General features: G+C 50.4%; 24 protein-coding genes. 19 read left to right on the top strand and 5 right to left on the bottom strand.

Annotation, left to right across the window (positions count from 1 at the left end):
- Positions 1-191: 191 nt before the first annotated feature.
- From EC840_RS17505 to EC840_RS17490, 4 genes are read left to right on the top strand one after another with little or no spacing between them, the layout of a single operon-like run.
- Entirely contained in the window at positions 192-1,643 is a 1,452-nt protein-coding gene (locus tag EC840_RS17505; RefSeq protein WP_112288102.1) for a circularly permuted type 2 ATP-grasp protein, read from the top strand.
- Positions 1,637-2,578, top strand: a complete 942-nt coding sequence (locus EC840_RS17500) for an alpha-E domain-containing protein (RefSeq protein WP_132966343.1) — start codon at positions 1,637-1,639, stop codon at positions 2,576-2,578. The genes EC840_RS17505 and EC840_RS17500 overlap by 7 nt, the downstream gene beginning before the upstream one ends.
- Positions 2,578-3,372 carry a transglutaminase family protein gene (locus EC840_RS17495; protein ID WP_132966341.1) on the top strand — a complete coding sequence of 265 codons (795 nt, stop codon included), beginning with the start codon at positions 2,578-2,580 and terminating at the stop codon, positions 3,370-3,372. Before EC840_RS17500 ends, EC840_RS17495 begins: the two co-directional genes overlap by 1 nt.
- Positions 3,373-3,396: 24 nt before the next feature.
- Positions 3,397-4,128: a proteasome-type protease gene (locus tag EC840_RS17490; RefSeq protein WP_132966339.1), complete on the top strand. Its 732-nt coding sequence runs from the start codon at positions 3,397-3,399 to the stop codon at positions 4,126-4,128.
- A gap of 24 nt (positions 4,129-4,152) precedes the next feature.
- On the opposite strand, the gene EC840_RS17485 is transcribed toward EC840_RS17490, so the two are convergent.
- The 4 genes from EC840_RS17485 to uxaC form a co-directional block, all read right to left on the bottom strand.
- Positions 4,153-4,716, bottom strand: coding sequence for a YgjV family protein (locus tag EC840_RS17485; RefSeq protein WP_112288098.1), 564 nt, complete (start codon positions 4,714-4,716; stop codon positions 4,153-4,155).
- A gap of 96 nt (positions 4,717-4,812) precedes the next feature.
- The gene (locus tag EC840_RS17480) at positions 4,813-6,303 is read right to left on the bottom strand and encodes an altronate dehydratase family protein (RefSeq protein ID WP_132966338.1); all 1,491 of its coding nucleotides are present in this window, start codon (positions 6,301-6,303) and stop codon (positions 4,813-4,815) included.
- Between the two features lie 10 nt (positions 6,304-6,313).
- The gene (locus EC840_RS17475; RefSeq protein ID WP_112288096.1) at positions 6,314-7,765 is read right to left on the bottom strand and encodes a tagaturonate reductase; all 1,452 of its coding nucleotides are present in this window, start codon (positions 7,763-7,765) and stop codon (positions 6,314-6,316) included.
- A gap of 168 nt (positions 7,766-7,933) precedes the next feature.
- Positions 7,934-9,346: a glucuronate isomerase gene (gene uxaC / locus EC840_RS17470; RefSeq protein WP_129638100.1), complete on the bottom strand. Its 1,413-nt coding sequence runs from the start codon at positions 9,344-9,346 to the stop codon at positions 7,934-7,936.
- A gap of 959 nt (positions 9,347-10,305) precedes the next feature.
- Here uxaC and EC840_RS17465 point away from each other — a divergent pair.
- The 10 genes from EC840_RS17465 (at position 10,306) to EC840_RS17420 (ending at position 17,487) form a co-directional block, all read left to right on the top strand.
- Positions 10,306-11,598 carry an MFS transporter gene (locus tag EC840_RS17465; protein ID WP_112288094.1) on the top strand — a complete coding sequence of 431 codons (1,293 nt, stop codon included), beginning with the start codon at positions 10,306-10,308 and terminating at the stop codon, positions 11,596-11,598.
- A 189-nt stretch (positions 11,599-11,787) separates the two neighbouring features.
- The gene (gene exuR / locus EC840_RS17460) at positions 11,788-12,564 is read left to right on the top strand and encodes a transcriptional regulator ExuR (RefSeq protein ID WP_112288093.1); all 777 of its coding nucleotides are present in this window, start codon (positions 11,788-11,790) and stop codon (positions 12,562-12,564) included.
- A 409-nt stretch (positions 12,565-12,973) separates the two neighbouring features.
- Positions 12,974-13,657 carry a DedA family protein gene (locus tag EC840_RS17455; RefSeq protein ID WP_132966336.1) on the top strand — a complete coding sequence of 228 codons (684 nt, stop codon included), beginning with the start codon at positions 12,974-12,976 and terminating at the stop codon, positions 13,655-13,657.
- Entirely contained in the window at positions 13,654-14,037 is a 384-nt protein-coding gene (gene mzrA / locus EC840_RS17450) for an EnvZ/OmpR regulon moderator MzrA (RefSeq protein ID WP_132966334.1), read from the top strand. Before EC840_RS17455 ends, mzrA begins: the two co-directional genes overlap by 4 nt.
- A 140-nt stretch (positions 14,038-14,177) precedes the next feature.
- Positions 14,178-14,555 (top strand): DUF1090 domain-containing protein, encoded by a 378-nt coding sequence (locus tag EC840_RS17445; protein ID WP_112288090.1) that lies wholly within the window; start codon positions 14,178-14,180, stop codon positions 14,553-14,555.
- Between the two features lie 158 nt (positions 14,556-14,713).
- Entirely contained in the window at positions 14,714-15,016 is a 303-nt protein-coding gene (locus tag EC840_RS17440) for a YqjD family protein (protein WP_013577208.1), read from the top strand.
- 2 nt (positions 15,017-15,018) lie between these two features.
- Complete coding sequence (locus tag EC840_RS17435; RefSeq protein WP_112288089.1) at positions 15,019-15,426, top strand: phage holin family protein; 408 nt, start codon at positions 15,019-15,021, stop codon at positions 15,424-15,426.
- The gene (locus EC840_RS17430; RefSeq protein WP_113876740.1) at positions 15,423-15,707 is read left to right on the top strand and encodes a YqjK-like family protein; all 285 of its coding nucleotides are present in this window, start codon (positions 15,423-15,425) and stop codon (positions 15,705-15,707) included. The genes EC840_RS17435 and EC840_RS17430 overlap by 4 nt, the downstream gene beginning before the upstream one ends.
- 238 nt (positions 15,708-15,945) lie before the next feature.
- Positions 15,946-16,338, top strand: coding sequence for a DoxX family protein (locus EC840_RS17425; protein WP_112288087.1), 393 nt, complete (start codon positions 15,946-15,948; stop codon positions 16,336-16,338).
- Positions 16,339-16,503: 165 nt separating this feature from the next.
- Entirely contained in the window at positions 16,504-17,487 is a 984-nt protein-coding gene (locus EC840_RS17420) for a glutathione S-transferase family protein (protein WP_132966332.1), read from the top strand.
- 43 nt (positions 17,488-17,530) lie between these two features.
- On the opposite strand, the gene EC840_RS17415 is transcribed toward EC840_RS17420, so the two are convergent.
- The gene (locus tag EC840_RS17415) at positions 17,531-18,436 is read right to left on the bottom strand and encodes a LysR family transcriptional regulator (RefSeq protein ID WP_112288085.1); all 906 of its coding nucleotides are present in this window, start codon (positions 18,434-18,436) and stop codon (positions 17,531-17,533) included.
- A gap of 110 nt (positions 18,437-18,546) precedes the next feature.
- Between EC840_RS17415 and EC840_RS17405 the strand changes: the two genes are divergently transcribed.
- From EC840_RS17405 to EC840_RS17385, 5 genes are all read left to right on the top strand, one after another.
- A complete protein-coding gene (locus EC840_RS17405) occupies positions 18,547-19,251 on the top strand; it encodes a pirin family protein (protein ID WP_129638097.1) in 705 nt (234 codons plus the stop codon).
- 598 nt (positions 19,252-19,849) lie between these two features.
- On the top strand, positions 19,850-20,578 hold the full coding sequence (locus EC840_RS25685; protein WP_132966330.1) for a type IV pilus major pilin: 729 nt from the start codon (positions 19,850-19,852) through the stop codon (positions 20,576-20,578).
- Between the two features lie 70 nt (positions 20,579-20,648).
- Positions 20,649-22,316: a prepilin-type N-terminal cleavage/methylation domain-containing protein gene (locus tag EC840_RS17395; protein WP_132966328.1), complete on the top strand. Its 1,668-nt coding sequence runs from the start codon at positions 20,649-20,651 to the stop codon at positions 22,314-22,316.
- Positions 22,317-22,371: 55 nt separating this feature from the next.
- Entirely contained in the window at positions 22,372-22,836 is a 465-nt protein-coding gene (locus tag EC840_RS25545) for a TcpQ domain-containing protein (RefSeq protein ID WP_232829847.1), read from the top strand.
- 22 nt (positions 22,837-22,858) lie between these two features.
- Positions 22,859-24,307 carry a type II and III secretion system protein gene (locus tag EC840_RS17385; protein ID WP_132966326.1) on the top strand — a complete coding sequence of 483 codons (1,449 nt, stop codon included), beginning with the start codon at positions 22,859-22,861 and terminating at the stop codon, positions 24,305-24,307.
- Positions 24,308-24,320 lie beyond the last annotated feature (13 nt).

Raw genomic sequence — 24,320 nt, 5'->3', positions numbered from 1 at the left:
CCAGACCAGCCTGCGGGCTGGTTTTTTTTGCCCCATTTTCAGGCAAGGAAACCCTTTCACGCTCTATAATTAAGCAGTCCCGTCTGTTTTCCCCCGATTTTCAGCCCGTTTTGCACGCTGGCACACTTTATGCCTGATCTTCATTGTTATTGAACGATTCAATTGCAGCCTGTCCAGTTTGTGAGGTGATGATGATCAAGATTGACCTTTCCGATTCACCCTTTTTTGATGAGATGTTAATGGCGGATGGCAAACATCGCAGCCATTATCAGGCCTACTGGCAGTGGTTGCAGCAAGCTGATCAACAGGCAGTCCAGCGCAAAAAAGAGGAAGCTGCGCTGTTATTCCATCGGGTGGGAATTACCTTTAACGTTTACGGCGAAGATGATGGTGCGGAACGGCTGATCCCGTTCGACAGCGTGCCGCGCATTATTCCGGCCAGCGAATGGCAAATGCTCGATCGCGGGATCTGCCAGCGGGTTCAGGCGCTGAATGCTTTTCTGCACGATATTTACCACGACCAGAAGATCCTCAAAGCAGGGATCGTCCCGGCGGAACAGGTGCTGGCCAACGATCAGTATCAGCCGTGCATGCAGGGCATTGATCTTCATCGCGATACCTACGCCCACATTGCCGGAACCGACATGGTGCGCGGCGGTGATGGCGAATATTACGTGCTGGAGGACAACCTGCGTACGCCGTCCGGCGTGTCGTACATGATGGAAAACCGCAAGATGATGATGCGGTTATACCCCGAACTGTTTGCAGAACAGCGTATCGCGCCGGTGTCCCGCTACCCATCCCACTTACTGCAAACCCTGCGCGAAAGCACGCCTGTCAACGATCCGACCGTTGTGGTACTGACGCCGGGCCGCTTTAACAGCGCCTATTTCGAGCACAGTTTCCTCGCCCAGCAAATGGGCGTTGAACTGGTGGAAAGCGTCGATTTGTTCGTCAAAGACGGCGCGGTGTTTATGCGCACCACCGCCGGCCCCTGCAAAATTGACGTGATTTACCGGCGTATCGACGATGCGTTCCTCGATCCGCTGGCCTTCCGCGCCGATTCCATGCTCGGCGTTCCCGGCCTGCTTTCAGTTTATCGATCCGGTGGCGTGGTGCTGGCGAATGCGATCGGCACCGGCGTAGCGGATGACAAATCGATCTACCCGTATGTGCCGGAGATGATCCGCTACTATCTCGCGGAAGATCCGATCCTCAATAACGTGCCGACCTGGCAATGCCGCAAGGAAAGCGATCTGTCTTTCGTGCTGGCGAATCTGGAAAAAATGGTGGTGAAGGAGGTTCATGGCGCAGGCGGTTACGGCATGCTGATTGGCCCGACCGCCAGCAAGGCGGAAATTGAACGCTTCCGCGATTTACTGCGTACCCGCCCGGAAAACTACATCGCCCAGGAAACACTGGCGCTTTCCACCTGCCCGACGTTTGTCGGCAACGGACTGGCACCGCGACATATCGACCTGCGGCCTTTTGCCCTGACCGGCGCGGAAATCCGTCTGGTACCGGGCGGTTTAACCCGCGTGGCGCTGGCAGAAGGTTCGCTGGTGGTGAACTCATCACAGGGCGGCGGCACCAAAGACACCTGGGTGCTGGAAGAAAATCCAACGGAGGATGACGCATGCTAAGCAGAACAGCCAGCGAACTGTACTGGATGGCGCGTTATCTGGAACGCGCCGAAAATATCGCACGCCTGCTGGACGTGACCAATAAGCTGTCGATGATGTCGATCCGTGACGTCAACGCCCGCGATGAAAACAATGATCTGCTGGTGCCGCTGACCATGACCGGCACGCGCACGTTATTCAGTGAACATTATCCGCAGGAGACGATGAGCAATCTGCTCAACTTTTTCGCACTGGACAGTTTCAACCACAGCAGCATTTTCAGTTGCCTGCAAATGGCCTGGAACAATGCGCATGCCGTGCGCGGCAGCCTGTCGTCTGAAGTCTGGGAAAGCATCAATGCCACCTGGATTGAGATGAAACTGATCCGCCGTCAGGGCGTCGGTTCTGCCGGTGCAGACTCTTTCTTCGACTGGGTTAAGGAACGCTCACATCTGTTTCGCGGCGCGATGTTCGGTACCTTACTGCGCAGTGATGCGATGAACTTTATCCGCCTCGGCACCATGCTGGAACGCGCAGACAGCACCGCGCGCCTGCTTGATGCCAAAAATCAGTTGCTGAATGCCGATGAAGATCCGGTGCGCGAATACTACCGGATGGACACGTTGCTGCGTGCCGTCAGCGCCCGCGAAGCGTTCCACACGTTATACAAGCAACAACTCAGCCAGAAGCACATTGCCGAACTGCTGGTGCTGCGCCGCGAGCTACCACGCTCACTGCTTTCCTGTGTCGAAATCATGGCCGAACAGCTGGAGGAAATCGGTGGCACGGCGGGTAATCTGCCCCGCCGCCGTGTTCATACCCTTCACGCTCAGCTGCGTTTCACCGAAATGGATGAAATTGTTGAGATGGGCCTCAGTCCCTGGTTAATGCAATTCCTTGACCAGACCAATGCCATCGCTGAGAGCATTCATCAAACCTATCTGGAGGCTCAATAATGAAACTGAATGTCACGCATCAGACGCATTACACCTATGCGCAACAGGTTAAACACAGCACGCAATATCTGCGCCTGACCCCGCAGGATTCCAGCCATCAGAAGATTTTGTCATGGGATCTGACGTTACCGGAATACGCCACCCGCACGCTGGATGCCTACGGCAATGTGTTGCATGTCCTGACACTGGATCAGCCGCATCAGGCGATCACCATCGTCGCCAACGGCGTGGTCGAGATTGAAGACAATACGGAGGATGACAACTGCGGGCATCTTTCGCCGCTGGTATTTTTACGCACCAGCCCGCTGACGCTGGCTGACGGCGCGATCCGCGATTTCGCCAGCCGTTATTACCGTCCGCAGGCGCAGCACGAAAGTCTGTGCAGTCTGATGGGCGAACTGCTGCTGAAAATGCCTTACAACCCGGGCACCACCACGGTCAAAGACAGCGCCTCGCAGGCGTTTTCGGCGCAAACCGGCGTGTGTCAGGATCACACCCACGTGTTCCTCGCCTGTTGCCGCAGTCTGGGCATTCCGGCGCGCTACGTCAGCGGCTATCTTTACTCGGAAGATTCGACACACGTGGCCATGCACGCCTGGGCAGAAGCCTGGCTGGATGACCGCTGGCAGAGCTTTGATGTCACCAATAACACCTGTAAACCGAATCAGCATTTGAAACTGGCTATCGGCATAGATTATCTTGATGCATGCCCGGTCCGCGGTATCCGGTTGGGTGGAGGAAGCGAAGACATGCGCACTGTCGCGGCCGTTGCCATGCTCGACGTACCACAATAAACCTGACGCCTGAGGAAAATTTTTATGACTTACTGTGTGGCCATGCGCTTGTCCTCAGGCCTGGTGTTTGTGTCAGACTCACGCACCAATGCCGGAGTGGACCATATTTCCACCTTCCGTAAACTGCATGTTTTTCATCAAAGTGATGAACGTGTGCTGGTGATCCAGAGCGCCGGAAATCTGGCGACCACGCAAAGCATTATCAGCCTGCTGCATCGCCGCTGCTTAGACGATGAGCGGGAAAACCTGCTGAACGTGGCGTCGCTGTACGATGCCGCCAGCCTGCTGGGTGAAACGGTACGTGAAGTGATTGCACGGGACAGCGGCGCGAATCAGGGCGGCAACACGGATTTCAGCTGCAACCTGCTGCTCGGCGGCCAGATTAAGGGCGAAGGCCTGCGGCTGTTCCACATTTATCCGCAGGGGAATTTCATCGAAGCCACACACGACACGCCGTATTTTCAGATCGGTGAAAGTAAGTACGGCAAGCCGATTATTGATCGCGTGCTGAGCTACGACACCGCGCTGGATCAGGCGATGCAATGTGCGCTGATTTCGATGGATTCGACGCTGCGCAGTAATCTTTCCGTCGGCCTGCCACTGGATGTGATGACCTACCAGACCGACAGCTTCAGCGCCGCGCAACAGCACCGCATCACCGAAACGCACCCGTATTTCGACATGATCCGCAAAGGCTGGGGCGAAGGGCTGCTGAGCATTTTTGGTCAGTTACCGCCGCTGAAACTGGAAGAATAAATCCGCTTCTGGCGGAGTGATATCTCACTCCGCTGCTTTATTTTCATCCATCTTCTGAACTATCTTCTTCTCGACCTCGAACGGGTCGATACCGCGCAGTTGCAGGCGGCGGAAGCGGATGATGTTAAAGCCGTTCATGACCAGAAAACTGCCTTCGATAAGCGATCCGCCAATCGAACCGAGCCAGATGTTGTGCACTACCCAGCAGCAGGTTGAGCACCACATAATGCAGCGCGTGGTCAGCCCGCTGGTGCGAAACAGCGCCCAGGTACTGACCACTGTCGCGCCGACCGGCAATAATTCTACCCAGTGATGTGCGCGGCTAAGCCCTAACACCAGCGTCAGCACAATGAAAACTACCATGATCCACTGGTTACGGGTGCGCAGTGAAATCAGCGTGCGCAGGGAATTCAGTAAGGCGCTCATGCCTGCGGGGGCTGCGCCCATCATCAGGAAATGCACGCCGATAATGGCGCTGTAGGCAGAAAGCTGTTGTTTGAAGCGTCGGTCGCTGCGGTTGAAAAACATCGTGATGCCGACCACGAAGGCCACAACACCAACTGACTGGGCAAACCAGTAATACGTCATTTGTCAGGAGTCTCATACGTGGAGGTCTTGCGCTGCAAAAGCAAACGGCGCTTCATAACTGAAACGCCGTTTCATCCTAACGATAAACCTGAGCGGTTACAATGTGACACCGCTTTTAAAGATGGCTAATTCACGGAAATCATTGAGTTCGTTTTTGGCTTTGCGGCCATCGGCGATCGCCACGATCAGATCCACAAATTCACCCAGCAGCTGATCCATGCTCACATCGTGGATCAGTTGTCCGGCATCGAAATCGATCCAGTGCGGTTTTTTCGCCGCCAGTTCGCTGTTGGTTGCCAGTTTCACCGTCGGAACAAAACCACCGTATGGCGTACCGCGGCCGGTACTAAACAGCACCATATGGCAACCGGCACCCGCCAGCGCACTGGTGGCAACGGCATCGTTACCCGGCGCACTCAGCAGGTTCAGGCCTGGCGTGGAGAGACGTTCGCCGTATTTCAGCACGTCCATCACCGGGCTTTGACCGGCTTTCTGCGTACAGCCCAGCGATTTTTCTTCCAGCGTGGTGATACCACCGGCTTTGTTACCCGGAGACGGATTCTCGTAAATTGGCTGATTGTGTTCGATGAAGTACTGTTTGAAATCATTCACCATGTGAACGGTTTTCTCAAACGTACCTTCATCGCGGCAACGGCTCATCAGAATGCGTTCCGCACCAAACATTTCAGGCACTTCTGTCAGCACGGAAGTCCCGCCGTTGGCGATCACGTAATCAGAGAAACGTCCCAGCAGCGGGTTAGCGGTGATGCCTGACAAGCCGTCAGAACCGCCGCATTCCAGGCCAAATTTCAGCTCGCTGAGTTTGCCCGGCTCGCGTTTATCGTCACGCATCACGGCATACAACTCGCGCAGACGTTCCAGTCCGGCTTCCACTTCGTCGTCGAATTTTTGCAGCGTCATGAAACGCACACGCTCTTCGTCAACGTCGCCCAGCGTTTCACGGAACACATCCACCTGATTGTTTTCACAACCGAGGCCGATCACCAGCACTGCGCCCGCATTCGGGTGGCGCACCATGTTTTGCAGCATGGTACGGGTGTTCACATGGTCGTCGCCCAGTTGCGAGCAACCAAACGGATGTGTAAACAGGTAAACACCGTCGGTGCCTTCCGCATCATTGGTTTCTTTCAGGAAACGTGTCTGGATCTGACGGGCGATCCCGTTGACGCAACCAACGGTCGGGATCAGCCACAGTTCATTACGGATCCCGACCTGACCGTTTTTACGGCGGTAGATCTGCACATCACGATCCGCCATCTGTTCAGGTACAGTGGCGAAATCAGGCTGATACTGGTATTCGTCCAGATCGCTGAGATTGGTTTTGCCATTTTGCGAGTGAATATGCACACCCGCCCCGATGTCCGCCAGCGCATGCCCGATCGGCAAACCGTATTTAACAATGTTTTCCCCGGCCGCAATCGGGCGCAGGGCAAACTTATGACCACGCGCCACAGGCTGAGCCAGAACAACAGAATACCCGCCCGCTTCAACCTGCTCGCCCGCGTCGATATCGCGTAAGGCCACAGCGACATTATCAGCGGTATGAATTTGAATGATACTTTGCATAGTTGCTCTCTTAGCTGTAAGCCGCCAACGCATCACGCATGCCGCGATCATCAATCGCCTGCAATTGCTCGGTCACTTTTGCCGTCAGACCCGGCACGGTATTCAGGTCACGTCCCCAGTGTTCTTCATCCGCCAGCACAGTTTCGACCAGCCCGATCAGCGGCAGGCTGCCGTTACGCACATCACTCCACAGGCCGGAGAAACGGCTCAGCCAGTGTGCATCGTCCTGCAGCGGATAAACTTCACCGTTACGCTCACCCCGGTAAAACGCCAGTAACGCCGCCAGCGCAAAGGTCAGCCGCGGAGGCAGAAGCTGATTCTTTTCCTGACTCGCCAGCAGTTGCGGCAAAATACGGGTGCGGTATTTGGTCATGCCATTCAGGGCAATCGACAGCAACTGATGCTGAATGAACGGATTGCGGAAACGGCTGAGCACCGCCTGTGCAAACGACGTCAGTTCATCCTGCGGCAGGTCCAGCACCGGCGAGATTTCCTCGGCGATCGCCAGTTCGACGAAGCGGCTGATTTGCGCGTCATTCATCGACTCGCCCACAGTATTCAGTCCTGCCAGGAAGGCCACCGGCACCAGCGCAGTGTGCGCGCCGTTGAGGATCGCCACTTTGCGTTCTTTATACGGTTTGATGTCATCAACCAGACGGATATTCAGCGGCAGTTTGTCCAGACGCAGTTCCTGAGCCAGACTTTTTGGCCCCTGAATGACGAACAGGTAGAAGTGCTCCGCGCTGTCAAAGAAGCTGTCCTGATAGCCCAGTTCTTCCTGCAGGCTGTCGACCTCACTGCGTGGATAACCGGTGACGATGCGGTCAACCAGCGTTGAGCAGAATGTATTGCTGTTTTCCAGCCACTGGGTGAATGCCGCCGGAAGCGACCATTGTTGCGCGTAACGCAGCACCAGTTCCTGCAATGCCTCGCCGTTGTAGTCGATCAGTTCGCAAGGCAGCAGAACCCAGCCTTTATCAGCCGCACCGGAGAAATGCGTGAAACGCTCGAACAGCAAACGGGTCAGCTTGGCCGGGAAACTTGCCGGAGGCGCGTCTTCCAGACGATCGCTCTCGACATAGCTGATACCGGCTTCGGTGGTGTTGGAGAACACGAAGCGGATATTCGGGTCGCGGGCCAGCGCCAGATATTCATCAAACTGATGGTAGATATTAATTTCGCGGTTAACGGAACGGATGATGCGGGTATCACGCACTGTTTCACCCTGCTCGTTCAAACCGCTGATGATGGTCGTATACAAACCATCCTGAGTGCTCAGTGAAGGCGGGAAATCAGTATCAATCGGGCGCACCACTACGATACCGGCATCGAGATCAGTATGTTCATTCAGCAGGTCGATTTGCCAGTCAACAAACGCACGTAAGAAGTTACCTTCACCAAATTGAATAATTTTGTCCGGGTGCTGACGGCCAGGGAAGTCACGGCGATTTAACCTTTGCATCTCACATTCACCTTAATTTGCTCAGACTCCGGTCTTTGAGGGCGGAAAAATTGCCCCGTGGCCGTCGTTCTTTGTTGGGATAATTATTTGTTATTTATGATTTTGTTTCAGGAGCGCAGGGATCTGCGCTCCGTTACTGTTTAGTGATGACTGCTTAGTTCATGCAGATCAGTTCAGTTCGATCTGGAAATACTGTTTGGCGTTGTCGAAGCAGATGTTTTTCACCATATTGCCCAGCAGTTCGATGTCTGCCGGTGCTTCGCCATCTTCCACCCAGCGACCGATCATCTGGCACAGGATGCGGCGGAAATATTCATGACGCGTATAGGACAGGAAGCTGCGGCTGTCGGTCAGCATGCCGACAAAGCGGCTCAGTAAGCCCAGGTTGGCAAGCTGTGTCATCTGACGTTGCATGCCGTCTTTCTGGTCGTTAAACCACCAGCCGGAACCGAATTGCATTTTGCCCGGCATCCCTTCGCCCTGGAAGTTACCGACCATGGTGCCAATCACTTCGTTATCACGCGGGTTCAGACAGTACAGAATGGTTTTAGGCAGGCCACCGGCCAGACCCTGCGCGCCCAGCAGTTTTGACAGCGGTTCTGCCAGCGGCTGGTCGTTAATGGAGTCGAAACCGACATCTGCGCCAATCAGCTGGAACATACGGGTGTTGTTATTGCGCAGCGCGCCAATGTGATACTGCTGTACCCATTCACGACGCTGATATTCAGAAGCGAGATACAGCAAAACACCGGTTTTGAACTGAGCAATTTCTTGCGCTGTCGGCGTTTCACCGTTCAGACGACGGGACAAAATACCGTCCAGCGTCGCGTCGTCCGCTTCGCCGTAAACGACTACGTCCAGCGCATGGTCAGAGACTTTGCAACCGTGCGCCGCAAAGTGATCCATTCGTTTTTTCAGGGCATCACGCAGATCGCTGAAACGGGTAATGGAGACATCTGCCGCCGCTTCCAGTTTCTTCATGTAATCGACGAACGTGCCCGCTTCAATGTTGAAGGCTTTGTCCGGGCGCCAGCTTGGCAGCACTTTGACATCAAAGCTGGAATCTTGTGCCACCGCTTTATGATGTTCCAGAGAATCGATCGGGTCATCGGTAGTGCCGACCATTTTCACGTTCATCTGTTTCATGATGCCGCGGGCGGAGAAGTCATCCTGCGCCAGCAGTTCGTTACCGCGTTCCCAGATTTCACCCGCGGTAGACGGGGAAAGCAGTTTGCCGGTGATACCAAACGGACGGCGCAATTCAAGGTGCGTCCAGTGGTAAAGCGGGTTACCGATAGTGTGAGGAACCGTTGCAGCCCAGGCGTCAAATTTCTCGCGATCGCTGGCATCACCTGTACACATACGCTCAGGCACACCGTTGGTACGCATCGCGCGCCATTTGTAGTGATCGCCTTTCAGCCAAATGTCATACAGGTTTTTAAATTTGTAGTCCTGTGCAATCAGCTCAGGCGGCAAATGGCAGTGGTAGTCGAAAATTGGCTCATCTTTCGCATAGTCGTGATACAGGCGACGTGCGAATTCTGTGTCGAGAAGGAAGTCTTCCGTTAAAAACTGCGCCATCTTAGGTTCCTCATCATGAATTCTGTAGAGTTATCACTCAATGGTGCGAAGTTATCACACCAATTTAGATTGTCGTCCAGCTCTTTTTAGGGGGTTAACCCTGCAGAAGCGGGCGATCCGAGACCATAAAAACCCACTAACTCTCTGTAAAATAAAAGCGTTAAAGCTATAAACCGCTGTGACCTATTATCCTCACAATCAGAGTGTCATTTTGTGATGTCACTCAAACTTTAAATCTGTATGACAAGTTAATTCTTACCGGATGTGACAAATCAGCGTTTTGCCCCTTACTCATTTCCCGTCTGCGCTTCATATCGCACCAGAAGCCTGCTGCTCAGGGCTTTGTTAATGCATTTTTACTCTTACCGACAACTTATCAGTCATTTTGGAAAAACAATCCTGTTCATTAACTGTTCAGATTAAATGTGATCATTCGGTAAAGTTGTTACACCAATTTCGTTTCGATAATTTCGATATCTTTGTTAATCACTTTCTGAAAAATGTGAAGCTCATCATGTTAAATGCACTTTTCATTGTAAAATCAAGTAAATAACTCTGTAGTTAAAAAAGTTAAGTAACCACACAATATAAATGTGGTTTTGTGATGTCATTCAAATTTTAAATCTGTATGACAAGTTATCTTTGCTTCGCCCGGACAAGAGCGTCAGAGATTACCTGCCACGTCCTTTCGCTGTTGCCCGGGCAAATCACTTCCCGGGCTCAATCAGACCATGGCGAAGCAATCTTTCTGGTGTCCAGGACGTTCATCGGATCCAAACGCACAAATAACAATAAAGCAGTGCGTTAAGCATCGGGCAGCTCCCAGTGAAATCTTCTGGCGGCGTGGTACCCGGAAAACGTTAAGGAAAGCCAGAACCCCACGCTTATTCAGGTGGTGCGAAAAACGCCCTGACAGCCTGTCGCTGTCATCGCCGGATTATTTACTGGGAGAGAGTTAAATGGCTAAGATTAAAGGGTTACGCTGGTACATGATCGCGCTGGTTACCTGCGGCACGATACTGGGTTATCTGACACGTAACGCTATTGCCGCCGCAGCACCTACGCTGATGAGCCAGTTGAACATCAGCACACAGCAATATTCTTATATTATCGCCGCCTATTCCGCCTGTTATACCCTGATGCAGCCGGTGGCGGGTTACGTGCTCGACGTAATGGGCACCAAAGTCGGTTACGCGATGTTCGCTATCATGTGGGCCATCTTCTGTATGGCAACGGCGCTGGCAAGCAGCTGGGGTGGCCTGGCTATCGCCCGTGGTGCGGTCGGTATGGCCGAAGCCGCCATGATCCCTGCCGGTCTGAAAGCCAGCAGCGAATGGTTCCCGGCCAAAGAGCGTTCAATTGCCGTCGGTTACTTCAACGTCGGTTCCTCAATCGGCGGGATGATTGCGCCACCACTGGTCGTCTGGTGTATCGTGATGCACAGCTGGCAGCTGGCCTTCATCATTACCGGTGCGTTAAGCCTGGTCTGGGCACTGGGCTGGCTGGTGTTTTATAAGCATCCTAAAGATCAGAAGAAACTCAGCACTGAAGAACGTGATTACATTCTGGAAGGTCAGGAAGCACAGCATCAGACTGACAACGGCAAGAAAATGTCTGCCATGCAGATCCTGCGTAACCGTCAGTTCTGGGGCATCGCGCTGCCACGTTTCCTGGCTGAACCCGCCTGGGGGACATTCAACGCCTGGATCCCGCTGTTCATGTTCAAAGTGTATGGCTTCAACCTGAAAGAAATCGCGATGTTTGCCTGGATGCCGATGCTGTTTGCTGACCTCGGCTGTATCCTGGGCGGCTATCTGCCACCGTTATTCCAGAAATACTTCAAAGTTAACCTGATCGTTTCCCGTAAAATGGTGGTCACCATGGGTGCGGTTCTGATGATTGGCCCTGGCATGATCGGCCTGTTCACCAGCCCTTACGCAGCCATCGCTTTACTGTGTATCGGTGGATTTGCTCACCAGTCACTGTCCGGTGCGCTGATCACCTTGTCTTCTGACGTGTTCGGTCGTAACGAAGTGGCGACAGCCAACGGCCTGACCGGGATGGCGGCCTGGATGGCAAGTACCATGTTCGCTCTGGTGGTGGGTGCGCTGGCCGATACCATTGGTTTCAGCCCGCTGTTTGCAGCGCTCGCGGTCTTTGACCTGCTCGGTGCAATCATCATCTGGACTGTTCTGCAAAACCGCTCAGCAGCAGAAGTGGCTCCGGCTCCGCTCAAAACCGCAAAAGCCTGATCCATCGAATTAAAGCCCGGTAATGCTTTTACCGGGCTTTGCTGTTTTCTGACATTTCTCCAAAGCCTTTATGCCCAATGCACGGTGCAACAGCCTTTCGTAAATCGTATACTGGCACTTGTATAATAAGTTCTCAGGTCTGTCCGACACTTACTTCTTACAGGTTTCACTACTTTAAAGAGCACTCATATGGAATCCACAGACACCAGACGCCTTTATCAACAACTGGCTGCTACGCTCAAGGAACGCATCGAAACAGGTTTGTACCCGGTTGGTGAGAAGTTACCGGCCGAACGACTGATTTCCGATGAAATGGATGTCAGCCGCACCGTGGTGCGTGAAGCGATTATCATGCTCGAAGTTGAAGGTTACGTGGAAGTGCGTAAAGGGTCGGGCATTCATGTCATGTCAAACCAGCAGCGCCATCTGGTGGTGCCGGATTGTGGTAGTGAGTTTGGAACCTCCGGTCCGTTTGAGCTTTTACAGGCGCGTCAGCTGATAGAAAGTAACATCGCTGAATTCGCCGCGACTCAGGTGACGAAACAAGACATCATGCGTCTGATGGAAATTCAGGAACATGCGCGGCAGGAAGACCGTTTTCGTGATTCTGAGTGGGACTTGAAATTCCATGTGCAGGTTGCACAGGCGACACAAAACAGCGCACTGGCGACCATTGTTGAGAAGATGTGGAGCCAGCGGTTACACAATCCTTACTGGCGCAAACTGCATGAGCATATCGACGAGAAGTCGATTGAAAGCTGGTGCGAAGATCATGACCTGATCCTGAAAGCGCTGATCCGCCGTGATCCGCACGCGGCGAAACTGGCGATGTGGCAGCATCTGGAAAACACTAAGCAAATGCTTTTCCGCGCCACAAGTGATGATTTCGAGTTCAACGTAGACCGTTATCTGTACTCAGAAAATCCGGTCGTGCATCTCGATCCGCCTTTGCTCAACACCAAATAATTCCCTTTAAGGCAGGTTAATTCCCCCAACCTGCCGTTTTACACTTTCTCCCCGCTCGCCCGCAGAACCTGTCAGACACTGTCGAGTAGTGTCAGCCAATGTAAAACCCTTTCCCAAACGCGCTTCAGACTTAAATGATCGGCCTCAACGCGCTATATTTACCTGTCTGAGCTATTGGTATTTTGTTACAGTTAGACCACTTTTTTTACCCGTTTGGGTCACGTTTCAGAAAGCAAAATGGCGCGTAAATACAATGCCATCAAAACTAATGGGATCAGAAACAACGGCATCAGAACAAATAACCCGCCAGGGACTTGGCTACCCTATCAGCCAGGCAGGCAGCGTCGAGACATTTTCTCCGCTGATGCTTTTGCTGACTCACTGAAAATGATGGAGTTTCACAAGACAGATGGAAATTATCACCTCACTCATCGATGCCCTCTGGCAACAAGATTATAAAACCCTCGCGGACCCTTCATTGGTCTGGGCGCTGTACCTGATTTTATTCATGATCATTTTTTTGGAAAACGGCCTGCTTCCTGCGGCTTTTTTGCCCGGTGACAGCCTGCTGATCCTGGTCGGTGTTCTGATAGCCAAAGACGCGATGAATTTCCCGTTAACGCTGTTCCTGCTCACCAGTGCGGCGAGTCTGGGTTGCTGGCTCAGTTACGCGCAGGGAAAATGGCTGGGGAATACGCGAATAGTACAAAGCTGGCTGACACATCTCCCCGTGCATTATCACGAACGCGCGCATGCTCTTTTCCATAAGCACGGCCTTTCGGCGCTGTTAGTGGGCCGTTTTCTGGCCTTTGTCCGCACACTCTTGCCAACGATTGCCGGCCTGTCAGGACTGAGCAACAGTCGTTTTCAGTTTTTCAACTGGGTCAGCGGCTTGTTGTGGATCCTGATCCTGACCTCGCTGGGATATTTCCTCGGTAAAACGCCGCTGTTCCTCAAGTATGAAGATCAGGTCATGAATTGCCTGATGCTGTTACCAGTGCTGTTGTTAATCGGCGGACTGGTAGGATCAATCGTCGTGTTGTGGCGGAAAAAACATGCAGACCGTCAGAACAAAGGTAAGAGCGCATCATGAGCCAGAGGCTGAAAAGCCGGTCATTCATCTGGCCGGGGATGCTGATGCTGGTCGCGATTGTGGCCATGTTCGGACTGGCATTATGGCACCTGCCGGTGCCTGCCAGCGCACTGCAAATTCGCCCTGCCAGAACCGGGACGTCACTGCCTGACGGCTTTTATGTTTACCAGAGCCTCAGTCAGCGGGGCATCCATATCAAAAGCATTACGCCGCTCAATGACGGGCTGGTGGTTCAGCTTGATTCTTCATCTGAGCGCAAACTGGCAGAAGAAGCCTTGCAGGATATTCTGCCGCCGGGATTTATGATTCAGTACTTCGAACAGCCGACCGCAAAAGCGTGGATCCATAAACTGGATCACGACCGTCTGAAATTTGGATAATTCCCTTAGCGACAAAAGGGGATTCATCTGATATCACCGCCCATTCAGCGGTGATATCATTCAAAGCGAGTTATTCACTCAACTAATCATTTAGGAAATTAAGTGCCACACTCACTTAATCATTAAAAGGAAGCTACAAGATGAAACTGACATTAACCGCCCTCGTTTTCGCCCCTGCCCTGTTGTTCACCACGGCCAGCTTTGCGGCATCGCAGCCAGAAACCTGCGCCACTAAGCAAAACGAAATCCAGAAGCAAATCGACGAAGCTCGTGCGCACAACAATCAGAACCGTGTAGACGGACTGGAAAAAGCGCTGCGCGAGAATAAAGAACATTGCACCGAGGCCGGTCTGCAAGCTGAAAAGCAGAAAAAAATTGAAGAAAAACGTGAAAAAGTCGCGGAACGTGAGCAGGAGCTGAAAGAAGCTCAGGCGAAAGGCGATCATGACAAAGTCATCAAAAAACAGCATAAACTGGACGAAGCGAAGTCTGAACTGAAAGAAGCTGAAGCGAAGTAATCCTTTCTGCCAGAGTCGATTTCCGTAGTTCGATTTACCGCGATATAGCGGATTTTTCAGGGTTTCTGTGGGTGTTAACAGATAATTCGTATTTGCGATAACCTGAATATCCGCTATGTTAAAAGTTCGAATCAGTTAACGTATGGAGTGACTTACACATGGCTAGTAATACATCAGAACAACTGCGCGCTGAACTCAAGTCATTGGCAGATACGCTGGAAGAAGTTCTTCAGACCTCTACCGATAAGCCGAAAGCTGAACTCGATAAACTGCGTGGCAAAGCAGAATCCCTGCTTAAAGATACCCGCGAACGTCTGAGCGATACGGGCGATAAGATTGCCTATCAGACTAAAGAAATTGCCGGTAAAGCTGACGATTACGTACATGAAAAACCCTGGACTGGCGTTGGTATTGGTGCCGCAGTCGGCGTTGTCATCGGCGTTCTGTTAGCCCGCCGCTAATTATGGCTGAGCCAATTAAACCTGCACCACAAGGACCAGGAAAAGGGTTGTTTGACATCGTTTCACGCATCGCTACTGTCATGGTGAGCATTGTTGAATCGCGTGTCAGACTGGCCGTTATCGAGCTGGAAGAGGAAAAGGCCAATATTTTCCAATTACTGCTCATGGTCGGGATTACCCTGATACTTACCGCTTTTGGTCTGATGAGTTTGCTGGTGGTGTTGTTCTGGGCCATCGATCCGGCCTATCGTCTTACGGCGATAGCCACGACGACGGGCGTATTGCTGCTTCTGGCAGTGATCCTTGGCGCAATGACGCTGGCGAAAGCCAAACGCTCCACGTTGCTCAGCCTCACCCGCAAGCAACTGGACGTTGATCGCGCCCTGCTGGAAAAGGATGACGAGCAATGAGTATTCCGGACCGCGCTATCGAAAAAGTCAGACTGCTGCGCAAAATCGAGCGTCAGCGTGGCGAGCTTTCTCAGGCCGGTTCTGACTGGCTGGAGGCCACCGCGAAAGTAGATCATTACTGGGTAAAACTGGTAGATATGCGTAAATATCTGGTCGTGGGCTCAAGCCTGCTGGCAGTTTATGGTATCCGCCATCCCAGTGCGGTCGTCCGCTGGTCACGGCGTGCTTTTGGCATCTGGGGCACCGTCAGGTTGTTCCGTAAAACCATCGGCAACAAATAGCCTCAACCTCCTCCTGTTAAAAGGGCTGATTGGAAAACAATCAGCCCTTTTCTTTTTGAATAACAATCTCTCAGCTGTTCAATTTATTTGAAGCATTCCAACAGTTTTACTTGCTAACAAAGCGTAACCATCCGACTTATTATCTCGTCATCAACTGATGCGGTAACGGCATGAAACATTTTCTGACCGGACCGGTAACATTTTAGCCCGCCTTGGGCATATTAATCTGGAGTAGAAAATGAACAAGTTACAAGACACTGCTTTGCTGGTTGCCCGTATTCTGATGCCAATCCTGTTCATCGTTGCAGGCTGGGGAAAAATCAACGGTTACACCGCGACTGCGGGTTACATGACGTCTATGGGCGTGCCAAGCTTCTTCCTGCCACTGACTATCCTGCTTGAATTCGGCGGCGGTCTGGCGATTCTGTTTGGTTTCTTCACCCGTACTACGGCGCTGATCACTGCAATCTTCACCATTCTGACTGCACTGATTTTCCACACTGATTTCGCACAGGGCGTGAACCAGATGATGTTCATGAAAAACCTGTCCATCGCCGGTGGTTTCTTCGTACTGTTCGCTTCCGGCCCGGGCGCATTCAGCATCGACCGTCTGATCAAGAAAAACTGGTAATTGCCCCGGCACCAGGGAGCAACATCCACGCTATAATTAAATAAGACAAAAGAGTGACCTGCAGGGCGATGTGATTTATCACCTCGCCCTTTTTTATTAGTTATCTGTAAATCTCGCCTGAATCATTCGGGTTACGGCTCGAAGGATGACGGGGAAGGAGGAAATATGGGACAACTCGTCAATGGCGTTTGGCAGGACACCTGGTACGACACCAAGTCGACCGGCGGTCATTTCAAACGTTCAGCAGCACAGTTTCGCAACTGGATAACGCCGGATGGCACTCCTGGCGAGCACGGCGTGGGCGGTTTTGCCGCAGAGCGCGACCGCTACCATTTGTATGTTTCACTGGCCTGTCCGTGGGCGCACCGCACATTATTGATGCGTACGCTGAAAGGGCTGGAAGAGTTTATTCCGGTTTCTGTCGTTCATCCGCTGATGCTGGAACATGGCTGGACTTTCGGCACTGATTTCCCGGCGGCAACCGGCGATGATTTGTATCATCTCAACTATGCCTATGAGATCTATCTGCGGGCGCAGAATGATTATACGGGTCGCGTTACCGTGCCAATCCTGTGGGATAAAAAACAGCAAACCATCGTCAGCAATGAGTCCGCCGATATCATCCGCATGTTTAACAGCGCGTTTGATGCCGTGGGTGCAAAAGCCGGAGATTATTATCCCGGGGCGTTACGTCCGGCGATTGATGAGATTAATGAGTGGGTCTATCCGCAGATCAACAATGGTGTGTATAAGGCGGGTTTTGCGACGTCTCAGGACGCTTACGATGAAGCGGTTGACGGTGTTTTCGCGGCGCTGGAACGGGCCGAGGAACTGCTGAGTAAACACCGTTATCTGACCGGTAATCAGCTGACTGAAGCCGATCTCCGTTTGTGGACCACGCTGGTGCGGTTTGATCCGGTGTACGTCACGCACTTCAAGTGTGACCGCTACCGGATCAGCGATTACCCGAATCTGTACGGTTTCCTGCGCGATATCTACCAGATGCCGGGCATTCGTGACACGGTGGATTTTTCCCATATCCGTAATCACTATTACCGCAGCCACGCGACCATCAATCCTTACGGCATAATCTCAACCGGACCGGCACAGGATTTAGAGTCTGAACACGGCCGCGATACGCGTTTTTGATTGAGTTCTGCGCCTTCCCCTTTCACAAAAGGGGAAGGAAAATTTACTTCACTTCCCGCGTCGCCAGTAACTTTGGAATTTCACGCAGGAACCAGGCTTTTGCCTCGCCCATGCTGTCACGGCGCCACGCCATGATGATATCCGTCTCACGGTTATATTCCGCGCTGACCACCCGCAGACGCCCTTCCTCGATGTCTTTCTCGACCATCGGATAAGGCATCGTCGCCACGCCTAATCCTGCCAGCAAGGCTTTGCGTTTCTCTTCGATGGTACTGACGGTCAGGCGCTGCTGTTTATCCAGCAACTGAACGGTTAACACCGGACGTTCACGGGCGGTATCCGCCACGGCAATGCCACGGTATTTCACCCGGCTGACGTCAGATAATGGCTCGGCTTCGAGATGGATCGGATGGTCCGGCGCAGCAACATACACGCTGACCAGTTTGTAGAGCTTGCGGCTGTTAATTTCAGTGGAAGAGCGGAAATGCATATCGGGCGCGATAACGATATCCGCACGCCCCTGCTCGAGACGCTCCCAGGCACCAGCCAGCACTTCCGTTATCAATGACACCTGCGTATTGGCTTTCAGCGCCAGCTTTTCAATCAGCGGGAACAATTGCGCAGCAGGCGATAAAGCCTCACACACGATGGTGATGTGAGTTTCCCAGCCGCGCGCTAAGGCTTCGGCATCGACGGTCAGCTTGTCGGCCGCTTCCAGTAACACACGTCCGCGTTCGAGCAGCATCCGGCCAACGTTGGTGAATTTTGTCCGATGACCTGAACGGTCAAACAGCACCACATCCAGCTCCTCTTCCAGCTTTTGCATGGTATAGCTTAATGCAGACGGGACGCGGCCCAGCTCGTCGGCGGCAGCAGCAAAACTGCCCCGGCGGTCAATGGCGTCCATGACCCGTAAGGCTTCCAGTGTGAGTGCGCGATCCTTAGCCATTCTCTTCTCTTTCAGGAAATTTGAATATAGCGACCAGATTAACTGGCTAACAATCACACGTCCAGACGCTTACCATTTATACATCGAAATTTTTAAGAGAGGCGACCGCCATGATCACCAGCAGAACGGCAAAAGAGTGCGGTACCGCTGACTTTGGCTGGCTCCAGGCACGGTATACATTTTCCTTTGGCCATTACTTTGATCCGAAGCTCATGGGCTATGCGTCATTGCGCGTCCTGAACCAGGAAGTGCTGGCGCCGGGTGCCAGTTTCCAGCCACGTACCTATCCGCGAGTTGATGTGCTGAATATTATCCTGCAAGGCGCAGCGGAATATCGCGACAGCGCAGGCAACAGTGTCCGGGCGCAAGCCGGGGAAGCGGCATTATTATCGGCCCAGCCCAATGTCAGTTACAGCGAACTGAACACCAGCGCCAGTCAGCCGCTAACGCGAATGCAGTTGTGGCTGGATGCCTGTCCTGAGCATGAAAACGCACTCACCCAGAAAATGACGCTGCCAGAAACCACGCATTTCCTGCTCGCCTCACCGGACGGTGAAAAGGGCAGCCTGCAACTGCGGCAAAATGTGTGGATCCATCATCTGGATTTAGGAGCGGGTGAACAAATCACGCTGCCGTTACGCGGACCGCGCGCCTATTTGCAATCGATTCACGGGAAGATAGATGCACAGGGTTCGGCCAGCCGCGAGCTACAAAAACTGGCCTGTGGTGATGGCGCATTTATCCATCAGGAAAACAGTCTGACGGTTTCCGCCATTACACCGTTACGCGCACTGCTAATTGATATGCCGGTATGAATTTTGAGGAACACGAAGAAAATAAAACGCCGCGCAGGGCAACCTGTCCGGCGTTTTTTAAATGCTCAAATAACATTATTCCATAAAAAGAGTGATGAAAATACGTAATAAATGAGTCATCTGACAGCAGTCGTTACCCGATAGACTCACTCGTTCAAACGGAATGAGAAAACGAATCAAAAAACCTCTATCCCATTGATAATACCGCACAAAAAACACCTTCTCCTCATGTGAAAGTCAACCCTGAATGATCACTCAAATTTATATTTTAAAGTCAGGCAATGACTATAGATATAATATTCATAAAAATGATCTTATTATTAACACCTCCTAATAGTTCATATGAATTACATTTAATTCGTTTGATCTGATTTATTATCTATACGCATTCTTTTTTTTGCTCTATGATTTCCGGCGCTGGTTAATGGGATTGATTTTTTATAAAGGGAATGGCCATGAACTACTGCCTTTAAAACGTTAGTAATAACATTAAGACGTTAGTCTATATATTTCTTATTTATAAGAATCTTGCTCTTTTCCAGCGGGATCGTATTACTACGTGATTTATAAAATTTATTTCAAGCCTAAGGATTAAGGTATGAAAAATGCAATTACTGCATTAAAGCGTAAAGCAAATCAGTATCAGGAACTTAAAAAACAGCGTGGTGTTACCTTACTGGAAATCATCATCGTTCTGGGCATTATCGGTATTATTGCAGCCGGTGTAGTTGTGTTGGCTCAACGTGCGTTCTTCACTCAGGATATTACCGACCTGAGTGATAACACCAATACTATCCATGTATCCGTCGTCGATGCATTTGGGAAAGATGGGGTTTACCCAGTAGGTGGCGCAGCTGCTTTAGCTTTTGCGAATGAAAACGCACTGAAGACTGATGCTACAGGCGATATTCTTTCTACACTCTATAAGTTGGGTAAAATTTCGAATGGCGAAGCCCGAAATGGTATTTCTGGTGACTATTTCGAAATCCGCGGCGTAGCAACATCCACTACTACTGGAGCGCCTTTGAAAGGTTTCTATGTATCCGTGAATGGGCTTGATATGCAAGAGTGCCGTGCCTTTGTAAGCCAGGTTGCTGCTGATTGGGAATATGTTGAAATCAGTTCTGCAGCAGCAGGGGCATCACCTGCTGCTCCAACGAGTCTTGCTTCTCCTGCCATCTCAACACGTCCAGTGACTACAAACATGGTGGGTATTCTGAAAAGCCTCGACGTACCAACAACTCCACCTGCTGATCTGACGACTGCTGATTATTCTATGGTTTGTGCTAATAGCAGCACAAACGCAGTGATCCTGGGTAGCCGTTAATTTATCAATAACTAACTCCTCCTCTTTTTAGGAGGAGTTATTTTATATACAGAACCACATGGTAAGTAAAATGTCCGCGACGAGTAATAACAAAGGCTTCACACTTTTAGAAATGATTATCGTCATGGGGATTATGGGGATTATCCTCGCTACTTTTACTGTGTATAAAAGAAAACAGATTGAAGCAATTGCTCGGGAAAACCTGACTAATATTATTGTGAGTGAAATATTTGGTGTATTGAAGTTTGCAAATGAAGATTATATTTATGTTGATGAAGGTAAAGATGGTGAAGCTGACGTTGGAACTTTCGAAAACCCACTTTACAATAAAAATTATGTAACATCTGGCGATCAAAAAAATAAAACTTATAGCCAGCGCACATCAAACATGAAAATTACAGACACATTAAATACTGATTATTACATGCAGTGGGATAACAGCAAGTCTCGCGGCTATTTTACCAGTAAGGGATGCGGAAGTCCTGCTGGCAGAACTGCGGATGCCACTTTCTTCAAAGAATATATTCCTTGTAATCAACCAGGAGGCAGCGCTGATCGCAATTTAGTCCTTGAAAGGGTTGATTTAGTCGGCGATGACATCACACATACAATCAATCGTATTGATTTTATTGTGGCTTATAACCCCGGACATAGTGAAAAGAAGGATATTGATAAGTTTTCAATAGAAAATTTCTCTTCAGCGTTTAGCGAATCATTTTCTCATTATGGACTGGTCTATTCCCATGGCGAACTGATTTACCGCTCCTCAGCTAAAAGCAGCACAGCGAATAATTATGGTAGTGGCTGGGAGTTACTAAAGGTTACCGGGGCATCAGCAACAGATAATGCAGTTCCTTTCGGTAGCCTGGGTACTTATATACAGGATATTCCTAATAATATAGAGCAACTTGGCATACGGTTTAGTTTTGAGGCTGGAGTCGGGAAGTATCTGAAAGCCGATGGTTCAGTGGGTGCAAAAAAATTATGTTGGAACTACAAAGAGAATTTGATGGCACATTGCCTCGAGACTGAGAATGGCTCAGGACGCAATCAGGATGAGGGTGTGATGCATCTGACGGCTAAAAACGCGAATAATCAGATTGTCACAGGTACGTTGATGGCCAATGTCATTTTTGAAGGTGAGGCATTTGACCCGGAAAAAGGTAATGTCGTCGCCTTAATGACCAGTCCGGTGGTTTCCTACCAATCCTTTGGCAATAAAAAGGACACCGGTACCAATGATGTCATTGTTAATGACCCGGATAATTACAATAAAAAAGTCACTGATGAACCAGGCCACATCAAGCTTCCCGTACAAACTTGCCCTCAGGCTCCGCCCGATCCTGCTGACCCGCAGAAAGTGCCGCGACAGCTTTACCCAAGAATGGCTGCCGCCATTTCTTCTATCGCGGCTGATGTGGGTAAGCTGGAAACATCAGAAGGCGAAGATGAAGACGGTGGAGACTTCACCGACTTTTCCAATAGTGAAAATAACCGGAGAACCACTACAGGTGTAGTAGATCATTTAAGTGGCGTCGCCGTGCAAGTGAATCTTATTAAAGATGATGCCAACGGCGATTACTGGGTGATCAGTGCAACCAGCGGTGTTTTTGACAATGTGACGGGGCAAGGTGTTAGCGTTATTAATCCGAGTTCACTTTCCGTTGTACTGACCTCATGGTGTAGTTCGATAAAACAACCAGAGTTAAATGATTCCATACCCATGCCGCCAAATTGATTGCATATCGCCAACGGGTTGTAAGTATATTTTTGAAAATTTCAGGATGAAGAAAATGAAAATTAGATTACTGGGATGGTTTATTACTTTATTACTGTCCCTCGGGCAATTTGCTCAGGCAGCGGTTAATGCGGACTTAAACCTGACGCCCGTTCCCGCAAATATCTCGCCTGAGACACCACACAATCCTTTCTCTGGTGGAGAGAATGCCGCTGCCAAAGCCACTTCAACGACTACTACAACGATGTTGTCGCCCGCACCGGTTCCATTGACATTTCCTCTGACACTCAACAGTGGTGAACTTTTGAGTCAGGGAATTAAAAGATGGGCAGACAGTCTGGGATATAAGCTTCTCTGGCAGAGCAAAAATGATTATTTGATTTATAGCCACATCATTCTCGCCGGTAAAGATGATGACGAAGTACTGACAGAGCTAGGCAAGCTATTTTCTTCTGAAAACTATGGATTGATTATAAAAAACTATCAGAAGAATCGCGTACTAATTATTGATGATATGTAACTGAAAAGTTCAGGATAGGGATATGAAAACCAAAATTGGATTTATGATATTGACTCTTCTTTTGCAGGGCTGCGCGGGAAGTTTTAATAAACATTTTTCACGCGGCAATGTTAAAGATGCCTTGCCGGGTGCGACGTCCGCAGATGAAATGAAGGTCAAACCGTATATTAAATATGACACAGCTTATTTAGGAAAGAAAGTTGACTACAGTTCAACACGTCAGCACTTGCTTGCTAAAAAAGTCGCCATAAACTCTTATGAACCTACAGACCTGAACACCGTTCTGGATGTTTTATTGGCACAAACAGGAGTCAGCCATCGTGTTAATTTAGACATCCCGGGTGTAAAAGGTGCCGATGCCGGAAAAGTCAATATTGAAGCGCATAGCATTAATTTCACTGGCACCTTTGAGGAATTTATGCGCTATATCTCTGCCCTTTATGACGTTAAAACCAATCTGGATGAGAATAATATTCTCAAGATTGATGCGTTTAGTGTTTATGCTATTAAGCTTGATTTTTACGGCGAAAATAACAAATTCGAAGCCAGCCTGGACTTATCCAATGATGCAGTCAGTAGTGGCGGCCTGGCAGGGAAATCTGAAACTAAATTTGAATCCTCTTTTTGGGATGACGTTGAGAACATGGCAGAAAAATATGTTTCAAGCGGCATGTACAGCGTCTTTAAGGATGCTTCAATCGTTACGCTGACCGGTCGCCCATCAGAATATAAGATATTGAGTGATGTATTAAAAAAATACCAGGATGACAATAACCGTCAATTCGTCGTTACTTACAAAATCTTCACTCTTAATAAAGAAAAAATGGAAGAATATGGTGCCGGCCTGAATATGTCATACGTGGATGGGGGGAGCAGCGTCATTATCGATACAGCAATGATGGATATGCTGGGAGGGGGCATGACTATCGCGGGCGGGGCTGACCGCGCACTGAGCATCGACGCTAAACTTAACGCACTGTATTCCCTTACCGGGAGCAAAGTGTTGCAGAGTGGTTCATTTGTGACACGTAATAACACCCCAATTCCGCTCAATATGACCAATTCTCAGCACTATGTCTCCGGACGTACACGGACGGTGAATAAAGACAGCGGTGATGAAGATGTCGAGATCGAAACAGCTGAAATAATCACCGGCACCAGTTTTATTATCACTCCGCGTGTCATGACGGATGGCCGTGTGGAAGTCACCAGTGGATTTACCAAGAGCCAGTTAAACTCGATAGATGTATTTGATACCGTACAGTTACCTAATGTGACAACGACGGAAATGTTTAACTCCACGGCGGTTAACCCTGGCAGTTTACTCATGGTTGCAAAATATGAAATGAACGAACTGAATAAAAATAAACAGTACCAGATGTTGGGTTATGGACAAAGTGCTGAGGACAATGAACATACCGTTGTCATGGTCGTAGGAATTGACTATTACCGTGCGCCTTTAAATCGTTAATTTATTGAGATGG

The organism is Rahnella sp. JUb53, from assembly GCF_004346065.1.
GTDB lineage: Bacteria > Pseudomonadota > Gammaproteobacteria > Enterobacterales > Enterobacteriaceae > Rahnella > Rahnella variigena.
The sequence above is the reverse complement of the archived record's forward strand: the minus strand, read 5'-3'. Positions and strand labels throughout refer to the sequence as shown.

What these genes read in the sequence shown, in the direction of transcription:
- EC840_RS17505 (WP_112288102.1), top strand. Translation starts at nt 192, where the DNA reads ATGATCAAGATTGACCTTTCCGATTCACCCTTTTTTGATGAGATGTTA.
- EC840_RS17500 (WP_132966343.1), top strand. Translation starts at nt 1,637, where the DNA reads ATGCTAAGCAGAACAGCCAGCGAACTGTACTGGATGGCGCGTTATCTG.
- EC840_RS17495 (WP_132966341.1), top strand. Translation starts at nt 2,578, where the DNA reads ATGAAACTGAATGTCACGCATCAGACGCATTACACCTATGCGCAACAG.
- EC840_RS17490 (WP_132966339.1), top strand. Translation starts at nt 3,397, where the DNA reads ATGACTTACTGTGTGGCCATGCGCTTGTCCTCAGGCCTGGTGTTTGTG.
- EC840_RS17485 (WP_112288098.1), bottom strand. Translation starts at nt 4,716, where the DNA reads ATGACGTATTACTGGTTTGCCCAGTCAGTTGGTGTTGTGGCCTTCGTG.
- EC840_RS17480 (WP_132966338.1), bottom strand. Translation starts at nt 6,303, where the DNA reads ATGCAAAGTATCATTCAAATTCATACCGCTGATAATGTCGCTGTGGCC.
- EC840_RS17475 (WP_112288096.1), bottom strand. Translation starts at nt 7,765, where the DNA reads ATGCAAAGGTTAAATCGCCGTGACTTCCCTGGCCGTCAGCACCCGGAC.
- uxaC (WP_129638100.1), bottom strand. Translation starts at nt 9,346, where the DNA reads ATGGCGCAGTTTTTAACGGAAGACTTCCTTCTCGACACAGAATTCGCA.
- EC840_RS17465 (WP_112288094.1), top strand. Translation starts at nt 10,306, where the DNA reads ATGGCTAAGATTAAAGGGTTACGCTGGTACATGATCGCGCTGGTTACC.
- exuR (WP_112288093.1), top strand. Translation starts at nt 11,788, where the DNA reads ATGGAATCCACAGACACCAGACGCCTTTATCAACAACTGGCTGCTACG.
- EC840_RS17455 (WP_132966336.1), top strand. Translation starts at nt 12,974, where the DNA reads ATGGAAATTATCACCTCACTCATCGATGCCCTCTGGCAACAAGATTAT.
- mzrA (WP_132966334.1), top strand. Translation starts at nt 13,654, where the DNA reads ATGAGCCAGAGGCTGAAAAGCCGGTCATTCATCTGGCCGGGGATGCTG.
- EC840_RS17445 (WP_112288090.1), top strand. Translation starts at nt 14,178, where the DNA reads ATGAAACTGACATTAACCGCCCTCGTTTTCGCCCCTGCCCTGTTGTTC.
- EC840_RS17440 (WP_013577208.1), top strand. Translation starts at nt 14,714, where the DNA reads ATGGCTAGTAATACATCAGAACAACTGCGCGCTGAACTCAAGTCATTG.
- EC840_RS17435 (WP_112288089.1), top strand. Translation starts at nt 15,019, where the DNA reads ATGGCTGAGCCAATTAAACCTGCACCACAAGGACCAGGAAAAGGGTTG.
- EC840_RS17430 (WP_113876740.1), top strand. Translation starts at nt 15,423, where the DNA reads ATGAGTATTCCGGACCGCGCTATCGAAAAAGTCAGACTGCTGCGCAAA.
- EC840_RS17425 (WP_112288087.1), top strand. Translation starts at nt 15,946, where the DNA reads ATGAACAAGTTACAAGACACTGCTTTGCTGGTTGCCCGTATTCTGATG.
- EC840_RS17420 (WP_132966332.1), top strand. Translation starts at nt 16,504, where the DNA reads ATGGGACAACTCGTCAATGGCGTTTGGCAGGACACCTGGTACGACACC.
- EC840_RS17415 (WP_112288085.1), bottom strand. Translation starts at nt 18,436, where the DNA reads ATGGCTAAGGATCGCGCACTCACACTGGAAGCCTTACGGGTCATGGAC.
- EC840_RS17405 (WP_129638097.1), top strand. Translation starts at nt 18,547, where the DNA reads ATGATCACCAGCAGAACGGCAAAAGAGTGCGGTACCGCTGACTTTGGC.
- EC840_RS25685 (WP_132966330.1), top strand. Translation starts at nt 19,850, where the DNA reads ATGAAAAATGCAATTACTGCATTAAAGCGTAAAGCAAATCAGTATCAG.
- EC840_RS17395 (WP_132966328.1), top strand. Translation starts at nt 20,649, where the DNA reads ATGTCCGCGACGAGTAATAACAAAGGCTTCACACTTTTAGAAATGATT.
- EC840_RS25545 (WP_232829847.1), top strand. Translation starts at nt 22,372, where the DNA reads ATGAAAATTAGATTACTGGGATGGTTTATTACTTTATTACTGTCCCTC.
- EC840_RS17385 (WP_132966326.1), top strand. Translation starts at nt 22,859, where the DNA reads ATGAAAACCAAAATTGGATTTATGATATTGACTCTTCTTTTGCAGGGC.